This is a genomic window from Ohessyouella blattaphilus, assembly GCF_024721265.1.
Taxonomy (GTDB): domain Bacteria; phylum Bacillota; class Clostridia; order Lachnospirales; family Lachnospiraceae; genus Aequitasia; species Aequitasia blattaphilus_A.
In genome coordinates this window covers 1-9,744 of sequence record NZ_JAMXOC010000042.1, presented here as the reverse complement: position 1 = coordinate 9,744, position 9,744 = coordinate 1, and the positions used below count along the sequence as shown (strand labels likewise).

Annotated in this window: 10 protein-coding genes; all 10 read left to right on the top strand. The window is 41.3% G+C overall.

The features are described 5' to 3' along the window. On the top strand, positions 1–234 hold a 234-nt coding region (locus NHH16_RS14855; RefSeq protein ID WP_262070384.1), incomplete at its 5' end, for a hypothetical protein. 77 nt (positions 235–311) lie between these two features. After that, positions 312–830, top strand: coding sequence for a JAB domain-containing protein (locus NHH16_RS14850; protein ID WP_262070383.1), 519 nt, complete (start codon positions 312–314; stop codon positions 828–830). Positions 831–1,312: 482 nt separating this feature from the next. Further along, the gene (locus tag NHH16_RS14845) at positions 1,313–3,193 is read left to right on the top strand and encodes a CAP domain-containing protein (protein ID WP_262070382.1); all 1,881 of its coding nucleotides are present in this window, start codon (positions 1,313–1,315) and stop codon (positions 3,191–3,193) included. Between the two features lie 375 nt (positions 3,194–3,568). Then, positions 3,569–4,321: a class B sortase gene (gene srtB / locus NHH16_RS14840; protein WP_262070381.1), complete on the top strand. Its 753-nt coding sequence runs from the start codon at positions 3,569–3,571 to the stop codon at positions 4,319–4,321. Between the two features lie 17 nt (positions 4,322–4,338). Beyond that, positions 4,339–5,046, top strand: a complete 708-nt coding sequence (locus NHH16_RS14835; protein ID WP_262070380.1) for a YveK family protein — start codon at positions 4,339–4,341, stop codon at positions 5,044–5,046. After that, complete coding sequence (locus tag NHH16_RS14830; protein ID WP_262070379.1) at positions 5,047–6,018, top strand: LCP family protein; 972 nt, start codon at positions 5,047–5,049, stop codon at positions 6,016–6,018. 259 nt (positions 6,019–6,277) lie between these two features. Further along, entirely contained in the window at positions 6,278–6,841 is a 564-nt protein-coding gene (locus NHH16_RS14825) for a hypothetical protein (protein WP_262070378.1), read from the top strand. Positions 6,842–6,926: 85 nt separating this feature from the next. After that, positions 6,927–7,652: a CpsB/CapC family capsule biosynthesis tyrosine phosphatase gene (locus NHH16_RS14820; RefSeq protein WP_262070377.1), complete on the top strand. Its 726-nt coding sequence runs from the start codon at positions 6,927–6,929 to the stop codon at positions 7,650–7,652. After that, positions 7,653–8,354, top strand: coding sequence for a polysaccharide biosynthesis tyrosine autokinase (locus NHH16_RS14815; RefSeq protein ID WP_262070376.1), 702 nt, complete (start codon positions 7,653–7,655; stop codon positions 8,352–8,354). Positions 8,355–8,389: 35 nt separating this feature from the next. Beyond that, on the top strand, positions 8,390–9,744 hold a 1,355-nt coding region (locus NHH16_RS14810), incomplete at its 3' end, for a sugar transferase (RefSeq protein WP_262070375.1).

Here is a 9,744-nt window from a genome sequence, read left to right as displayed (position 1 = left end):
GAGCGCACTACCATCGAATTACCGAAGGATAGGTTAAAGAAAGGTGAGAAGGGGAACTATTACACGGCCATATTAAACCGAGAAGAGCTACTAGACGTCCGTGTTCATGGATATCCAGTCGAAGCCTATGGGAAAGATATGGAAGAATACTTTAATGCTAGCGAATTGATGGAAGAAATTGCATTGGATAAAAAAGAAAGGAGCAGCTATGAGAGAACTAGAAGTAGTAAATGAGAGTGAATTAAAAGAGATGATTGAACAGTTGGAAGAAAATCAGCTCTTAATTGTAGAGCTGGAAGGGGGCCTGGCGGATGGAAAGTAATGAATTAGACCTTGTAGCCGTACGCCTAGTTAGGGAAAGAACCTATTACAATGATAAGCCTTTAGATTCGCCAGAAGCGGTGGTGGATTTCATTCACAAAGAGCTTTCTGCTTATGATAGGGAAGTTATGTGTGTTTTAAATCTTTCAACTAAGTGCGATGTGATAAATATGAATTTCGTTAGCATGGGTAGCATTAATGCGGCGGTGATAAGTATGCGCGAACTCTTTAAGGCTAGTATTTTAAGTAATGCAGCAGCCATTATTTGTTGTCATAATCATCCCTCAGGAAACACCTGTCCAAGTAAAGAAGATATTAAGCTTACAGAACGCATAGCTTTATCCGGGAAGCTTCTAGGGATAGATCTTTTGGATCACATTATTATTGGGAAAGAAGACAAGCCATATCTAAGTATGAAAGAAGAAGGAATTATACCACCGGGAGGGATTGAGTTATTAAAAAGGGAACTAGATAAAGAACATAGGAAGCGATGGGAGAGGAGCTTTTAGTCTCCTATCGAGAGAGTTTTTTTTGATTACAAAATACCAAATTTGATAACCCCTCCATAAATAAGTTTCTCAATCGCGTCTGCTTTATTTTATCCACAGAACTCACCGATGTACAAATTTTACAATGTGCTTTTCTGCATTTTCTCTGACCGTGGAAATAAGTCTCAGATGCCTTCGAGATTATTCAGACACCCAGTCTCTCTCTTGGTAAAATTCACTGGATGTTAACACAAATAGCAAAAGATCTATGGAATCATAGAAAAAAACTATAAGCAAAAACGAGTAATAGAAACTATCTATAAATGTCTCTTCAAAAAGACACCTTAGACGACGAAAACTATCGGAAATCATATTTACAAGGAATTACCGCAATGCTAATATGTTGCGGTAGTTATGCGGCTTTTGTTTATTGGTTTGAAGTTGCTTAATAAGAAATATGCTTGATAAAAGGCAAATCTATAATGAAGAAAAGAGGAAGAGACATGAAAAGAGGTTACAGTCGAAAGAGGAAAATAATATCTGCAGTTTTAGCCCTTCTACTAAGCCTTTCACTATGCCCAGCTTCATCGGCGGCAGGCTCGACTATTGAAGGCACCGTGGTTGGAACAGAGCGGTATGACATGGCGTGGGAGATTTTAGATATCGTCAATCAAGAGCGAAGCGCAGAAGGCAAGGCCCCCTTAACAATGGACGAAAGTCTAATGGAATATGGCATGCTTCGTGCAGCAGAGTGCTCGGTGTACTTTAGTCACACAAGACCTGATGGTAGTTCCTGCGCCAGTGGTATGCCAGCATCAGAGGCACGAGGAGAAAACATCGCCGCAGGCGCAAGGAGTGCGACGGAGGTAGTGGATGATTGGATGAATTCGACAGGACATAAAGCGAATATTTTGAATGCGGATTTCCGTAATATTGGTATTGGCGTGTATTACGTTGGGAACAGGTATTATTATGCTCAAGTATTTACAGGAACGCTGGCAGCAGCTAAAGAACCAGCAAGAAGTACCAATAAGACTGAGAAATCAGTAACGACTCAGGTGGCTTTAGGCATTGCGAGCCTAAATATAGAGGGCACAGCGCCGTCATACAATATACATATTGGCGGTACAAAGAGTCTAGACTTACCATCCTTTTATATTAGCACCGGGGAATGGGGAGCAAAAGTAGGGATTAAAGCCAGTGACCTGGCGTATAAGGTAGTAGATTCTACAGTGGCCACAGTGGCAAGTGGCTCTCTCTCGGCAGTAAAAGCAGGAAGCACCAAGCTAAAGGTATATCTAGCTGGCGATGAGTCCAAAGCCCTTGAGTTTCCTGTGGTCGTATCGGCTCATAATTATGAGTCAAGTGTTGTCGCGCCTACATGTAAGGCGAAAGGGTATACAAAGCATACCTGTAGCATCTGTCAAGATACTTATCAAGATAATGAAACGGCGATGATTGATCACGATTATGAGACAAAGGTGGTGGAAGCAACTTGTACTTCTGGTGGCCACACAGAGCACACGTGTAAAGTATGTGGAGAAAGTTATAATGACAACGCCACCTCGGCCAAGCCTCATACGTATAAGGAAGAAGTGGTAGAGAAAACTTGTACTGTAGACGGGTATACCAGACATGTCTGCGAGGATTGTGGTAATTCTTATGATGAACCGGCGGTAGCAACAGGGCATGCTTATGTGCCAGAAATAGTAGCACCAACTTGCGAAGAAAAGGGCTATACAGTTTATACCTGTAGCAACGACAACTGTGGTCATAGCTATATGAGTGATGAGGTTCCGGCATTAGGCCATGTCTACGGCGAGGGAGTTAATACCTTACCGACCTGTACGACCGAGGGCTATACAGAGTATGAATGTACAGCTTGTAGTGAAACAAAGCGTGAAAATATTACCGCCGCCCTAGGACATGACTTTGCACTGACCAGTACGGTAGAGGCGACCTGCACAGCAGAGGGTTACGCGGAGCATACTTGTTCTCATTGTAATGAGGTGAAACGGGAGGACGTGACAGAAGCACTTGGTCATTCCTTTGGTGACTGGTCAGTTACTTTGGAGCCTACCATTACAGCAACCGGAATAGAGAAGCGCCAGTGTGCACGCTGCAACGAGAGCGAAACAAAACAGATAGCCAAACTTCAAGATGATAGTAAAGCTACGTCAGAGACGACGACTTCGGGAACGACAAAGACAAGTTCGGATCCGGATAAAAAAGGTCAGATAACCATAAGCAAAGTAGTGGCGACCGGAGACGACAACAATCTAGTAGTTTATTTAGTGTTTGTGGTACTTTCATTAGGAATTCTAGGATACGTTCTATATGCGAAGAATACAAAGAAAAAGCCAAGGCGAAGAAGTAGACGTTAAAGCAATTGACAGCAAATCAGACTATAAAAATAGTTAAGGAAAAATAAGAGGTTCTGCCACGAACCTCTTATTTTTCCTTGCTTTTAAAATTAAAAAGGGGAGCAGAGTGGAGAAAGAATTTTATCGAGAGCGAATTCGCAAGCACCGCGCCATATTTGTGTTTACATATATTGCAATCATAGCCTATATTACCTGGCGGGTGTTATTTACGATTCCCACGACATATGGAGTATGAGCTTTTTTGATTTGTCTTTTACTACTGGTGGCCGAGATTTCAGCTGCTTTTGAAGCAAGCGTGAACTATGCGATGATGAGCCGCTTTGTTCCACTGAAGAAGCCTGACGAAAATCTTTCGGTAAGTTAAAGGGGATACAAATGAGTAAATTTAGAAAAGTAATGATAGGGTTTCTGTTGATAATTGCCTTAGTCTGTGGAAGCTATTCCGCTTATTATTTTGTAAAGCGAGCCCAGGTGGGAAAAGTGTATGAAGTACTAGCAGAAGACGCAAAAATAGTAGCCCCACTAGTAATAGAAGAGCAAGCGGAAGAGAAAGAGCCAATTCCTATTGATTTTGAAAAACTATGGGAGATTAACCCGGAGATATACGCTTGGATTCAAATACCAGGAACGACAATTGACTTTCCCATTGTTCAAAGTGCCACGGATAACAATTATTATCTAAATCACAGTATTGAATATCAGGAAGGTTTACCAGGGTCTATTTTTACAGAGAACAGAAACAATAGAGAGTTTAGCGACTATAATACCATTATTTATGGACACAATATGATGGATGGCTCGATGTTCTCGCCGTTGCATGATTTCCGAGATGCCGAGTTCTTTAGCACCCATTCAGAGATAATTATTTATACCCCAGAAAAAAAATTAGTATACGAAATATTTGCAGCGGTGGGCTACACGAATGAGAACCTTTTGGACAAGTACGACTTTAGCGCAGCAGATATGCGTCAGAGCTTTATTGACTCTCTTCAGGACGAAAGAATAGCAAAAGGAACGGTAAATTATGGAGAGAAGGAACTTATTGATAAGCAATTAATTACGCTTAGTACTTGTGATGATACTCAAGGAGCGCGAAGATATTTGGTAGTGGCGGCACAGAAGGATTGAGAAAAAAGGAGAATGAAGTGAGAGAAGAGTATACAGTTGTGAATGAGGATGAAGTTGAGATTGATTTATTAGAGATCGCTAGGGTTTTGTTAAATAAAATTTGGATGATAATACTTTGTGTAATAGTAGGCGTTACACTTGCCTTTGGCGTAACAAAATTTGTGATTACGCCTCAATATACAGCTACATCTATGATATACATCCTGTCAAATACGACGAGCATTTCCAGTGCAGTGGATTTACAGTTAAGTAAACAACTTACCATTGACTTCGAGATATTGGCTAAGAGTAGACCGGTTATCGAGAGAGTTATTAGTTCACTTGATCTAGATTATGAATATGAGGAAATGTTAGCACTATTAGAGGTCGAGAACCCAGAGTCTTCAAGCATCTTAAGAATAATTGTAACAACTCCAAATCCTCAGTTGTCAAAGGAAATTGCCAATGAATTAGCAGATGTAACGGCAGATAGAGTAGCAGAGGTAATGGTAACGGATAAGCCAAGCAAGGTGGAAAGTGCAATCACGCCGCCGGAACCATCCAGTCCGAGTACCCTTAAAAACACTGCGCTTGGAGGACTAGGGCTGGGATTTATTATGGCTCTTATTATAGTCATCAAACATCTATTAGACGATACGATTAAGAATGATGAGGATGTAAAAAAATATCTAGGATTGTCAACCTTAGCAGAAATTCCCCTTGAAAAGAAGAAGGGTATAAAGTAAATGAAGGGGAAGCAAATCGCTATCATTATTATGTCGATGATCTTGGCGGTTCTATCAATTGTTGCTATCTATATATTCCGTCAGCAGGACAAAGCCACAGTTGTTGAGGACGCCAATGATATGGACACACCATCTTCCTACTTGAACATAGAGTACCAAGGTGAGTATTATAAGTTCAATACAAATTTGGAGTTGGTACTATTTATGGGGATTGACCGTAAGCATGAAGTAGAGCTGACAAGCGAATCCGGAGAAGGTGGGCAAAGTGATAGTTTGATTCTTCTTGTCTTGGACAAAAGTAAAAAAACCACAACCCTGGTTACAATTTCTAGAGAAGCCATGGTGAATGTGAAAATGTATGACCGAAAGGGTGACTATATTCAAGACTATCAAGCGCAGATAGCGCTTCAATACTCCTACGGAGATAGCGGCAAGAAGAGTGCTCAGCTTACCAAAGACTTGGTAAGTGAGGTGATTCATGATATTCCCATACGCTCCTACCTATCCTTGGATATTGCAGGAATTCCTGGAATCGTTGACGCAATTGGTGGGGTACCCATCACAATGAATAATGACTATACAGAAGTTGATCCCGCTTTTTTTAGAGGGGCTCAGCTTACCTTAGATGGTGAGCAGGCGATGAGATTTGTGCAGCATAGGAATACTGAAGAGAGCGGTAGTAACATAGTCCGAATGGAACGCCAGTCAGAATTTATAAGAGCCCTCTTTGCCGCACTAGGTAATGGCAAAGGGAAAAACATGGTAGGAACGCTCCTTGAGGTGGCAGAACCCTACCTAATCACTGATATGAGTGTAAGCAGTATCGAGAAGCTGGCTGATTATGATATGGAAGAAGAAATCAGGCAGGTCCCAGGAACAATTATAGCAGGTGAGCACGACGAGTTTTATATAGACGAAGCGGGCTTGCAGGAGTTATTAATAAAGATGTTTTATTTCAAAAAAGACGAGTGAAAGAAGGGCTTTTAGATGTTTTCATTGCTCTTCTTTTTTTACATAACTCACACATAAGGAGATCTATATATAGATAAAAACAATAAGTGAAAATGACTTATAGAAAACATCTATAAATGCCCCTTTGAAAGCCTTGAAAACCTTATGAAATCGGGTTTACATGGCCATAGCGCAGTGATAATATGATGTCGATGATTGTAGAAAAAATATAGTCAAAACAAAATTAAACCAAAAAACTTTAAAGAAAAGGGGTAATGAGATGAAAAAGACAATCAGAGTAGTAATGGCACTTGCAACGGCGATGATGGTGAGCGTAACAGCGTTTGCAGCACCTTCACCAAGTGGAAACACATCAGTAAGTGAAGCGACTAATGCCAGTGGAAGCGTAGAGGTTGTATTAGAAAACAACACAGACAAGAATGCAGAGGCAGCATTAACAAATGATGCCATAAAAGTTGCGACAGGCGAAGACGGATTAGCAATTCTTGCGATTAAGAACATTCGCTTTAAAACCACAGGAACATTTCCAGTAATGGTAACCTTTAAGACACCAGCAAAATATGTGCTTCAGTACATTAACGGTGCTTGGGTAAACGTAACAGGTACAAGAGGTAACGGAACTATAACGGTGAATTTCGATAGCTTTTCACCAATCGCTTTTGTGGGAACGAGCGCAGATGCTGCTAAGACAGCAGAAACTACTGTAGTAGGAACGTCACAAAAGACAAACGAAAGTGCTATCCCATACGCAATCGGCATCATTGCTGTACTTGCAATGGGTGGAGTAGCAGTATTATCACTCTCTAAGAAAAAGAAAGCGTAAATCATTTAATACAGATTATCAAATGCTATTTCCTCTCCTAAGGACAGATGTTCAGAGGAGAGGAATTTTTTTAGAAGGAGTAGCTATGCGAGATCTTGTGGATATGCACTGCCATATTCTGCCGGGAGTAGATGATGGAGCCGTCGATATTAAGATGGCGGTAAAAATGTTAATGGAAGAAGAAAAGAATGGGGTGACCAAGGTTATCTTAACACCTCATTATCACCGTAGGCTATTCGACACTTCTATGCAAGCAAAAAGAAAGCAGTTCGAGAAATTAAAAAATGCAGTAAATCACTTTGAGATAAACGTTGAGGTGTACTTTGGCTGCGAGTATCATGCGGGACGCCATATGATTTCCCGCATAGACGACGATGCCGGCTATCGTCTAAATAATAGCCGCTACGTTCTAATTGAGTTTTCACAGAACCACAGTTATGAATACGTTCGTGAACGGTTATACCGGCTAATGTCAAACGGGTATCGCCCGATTATAGCCCACATAGAAAGATATGAGTGCTTCTATAAAGAACCAGACCGAGTTAACGAGGTTCTACGTATGGGAGCGCAGGTTCAGATAACCGCAGGCGCAGTCATGGGGCAGGAGGGATTTGGACAAAAAAGATTCGGTAGAAAATTATTAAAGCGCGGTCAGGTTCACTACATTGCAACGGACGCTCACGATTTATCAGAGCGGAAGGTGAATCTACAAGCATGCGCGGTGCACATAGAGAAAAAATATGGAAGAGAATTGGCAGAAGAAATATTTATCGATAATCCTGGCAAGATCTTGAGGGAAAGGAATTCTTAAATGAATACTATCAAACTAAAGCCGCTTAAGCTTACATATGGCGTAAAAGAAGAGATGAATAATTTGCGTACTAACCTTCTCTTTTCTGGAGCGGATATAAAAGTGGTTATGATGACCAGCTGCATTTCCGGCGAAGGTAAATCGGAGACTTCATATAACCTAGCAAGATCGCTAGCGGAGCTAGGAAAGAAGACCCTGCTAGTAGATACTGACCTCCGAAAGTCAGCGCTGATACGCGTTTTGGATAACGGCTCAGTACAAAACGGTCTATCACACTATCTATCAGGACAAAGCACAATTAACGACGTTGTGAACAAGACGAATATCCCAGGCCTTAATATTATTTTCGCAGGTAGGCTGGTGCCAAACCCGATTGAATTATTTTCCAAGAAGTTATTTGAAAAAACAATTGAGAATCTGCGAAGCGTCTATGACTACATTGTTATCGACACGCCACCCTTAGGTATGGTGGTAGACGCTTCCGTAGTATCAAGAGTGTGCGATGCCTCAATTTTGGTAATAGAGTCTGGAAATATCAAGCGCAAATTTGCCCAGCGAGTAGTAAATAAATTAAAGGAGCTTAAGTGTCCGCTCTTAGGTGTGGCCCTCAACAAAGTAGATCGCAAGAAGGCGGGCAGTTATTACGGTAAGCAATATCAGAAGTATTATGGGAAAGAAGAAAAAAGGAAAAGAGAGAAATAACAATGATAGCGGGATGAGTTTAGGAGGGGGTTCTATTGTATCAGAGGAATAGCGGTAGCGCTTGGGTAAAGCATTTGGATTTTCTTATCCTGGATATTGTCTGCTTAGAAGCCTCATTATTAATTGCGTATTTTATCCGCTATGGCGGGAAGCTCACACTGCCTAAGAACTACGAAGTGCTAGCGTTATTACTCGTACTAGTAGATGTGGCAGTAGTATTTTCAAAAAATAGCTATACAGGAATACTTCGCAGAGACAAGACACAAGAGTTTGAAAGCGCAGTCAGCCACTGTACCTTTGTGCTTCTGTTTCTGATAATCATTTTCTTTGCACTAAAGATATCCGTGGACTTCTCAAGAATCGTCATCGCCGTTATGTACATCGCAAGTATTATCCTTATTACTTGTTTACGGGCTATCTGGAAGCGAGTCATAAGAAATTACGTTAATACGAAGAAAGACTTGGCTAAAGTTCTTGTTGTAGGACATTTAGAAGAAATAGAACAGGACATAAAAGGAATAGATAAACCATATGCAGGCTATAAGATAGTCGGTGCAGTGGTGCTAGACGACGATTCCCTAGTAGGAGATTTCATATTAGGAGTACCGGTTGTGGCAACCAAAGCCAGTATGTACAGATACGCCAGCAAAAATATCATCGATATGGTGTTTTTGCACGATATGAGCCTGGAAGAACCAGACTATGTAGAAGGGTTTATTCGGATTGGTGTGATAGTGTGTGAACGAATCATAAAAAAGACAGTCAGTAACTATAATCCTCAGGTAAATACCCTAGGCGACTTACCGATTATCAGCGGTTGCATCAAACCAGTCAGTGATAGTGAGATGTTCGTTAAAAGAGCGATGGATATTGGCGGCGGACTTGTCGGTGTAGTAATTATGGCGATGTTCTTTGCGATATTTGCGCCCATTATTTATCTCCAGTCACCGGGTCCTATTTTTTTCAAGCAAAAACGAGTGGGTAGAAATGGTCGCCCCTTCAATGTATATAAATTCAGAAGCATGTACCCGGACGCAGAGGAGCGAAAGAAAGAGTTGATGGCAAAGAACACAATGAAAGGCCCGATGTTCAAGCTTGATAAAGATCCGCGAATTATTCCGATTGGTCATTTTCTTAGAAAAAGTAGCATCGATGAATTCCCGCAGTTCATTAATGTCCTAAAAGGCGATATGAGCATGGTGGGAACGAGACCACCAACCATGGAAGAATACGAACAATATCTACCCCATCATCGCCAGCGTCTAGCCATGCGTCCAGGCATTACCGGTTTATGGCAAGTAAGTGGCAGAAGTGACATCAAGGATTTTGATGAGGTGGTAGCGCTAGATACAAAGTATATTGCCAACTGGAATATCTGGTTAGACATAAG

Excerpts from the sequence above, each read along its gene's own strand:
- NHH16_RS14850 (WP_262070383.1), top strand. The coding sequence starts at position 312 with ATGGAAAGTAATGAATTAGACCTTGTAGCCGTACGCCTAGTTAGGGAA.
- NHH16_RS14845 (WP_262070382.1), top strand. The coding sequence starts at position 1,313 with ATGAAAAGAGGTTACAGTCGAAAGAGGAAAATAATATCTGCAGTTTTA.
- srtB (WP_262070381.1), top strand. The coding sequence starts at position 3,569 with ATGAGTAAATTTAGAAAAGTAATGATAGGGTTTCTGTTGATAATTGCC.
- NHH16_RS14830 (WP_262070379.1), top strand. The coding sequence starts at position 5,047 with ATGAAGGGGAAGCAAATCGCTATCATTATTATGTCGATGATCTTGGCG.
- NHH16_RS14825 (WP_262070378.1), top strand. The coding sequence starts at position 6,278 with ATGAAAAAGACAATCAGAGTAGTAATGGCACTTGCAACGGCGATGATG.
- NHH16_RS14820 (WP_262070377.1), top strand. The coding sequence starts at position 6,927 with ATGCGAGATCTTGTGGATATGCACTGCCATATTCTGCCGGGAGTAGAT.
- NHH16_RS14815 (WP_262070376.1), top strand. The coding sequence starts at position 7,653 with ATGAATACTATCAAACTAAAGCCGCTTAAGCTTACATATGGCGTAAAA.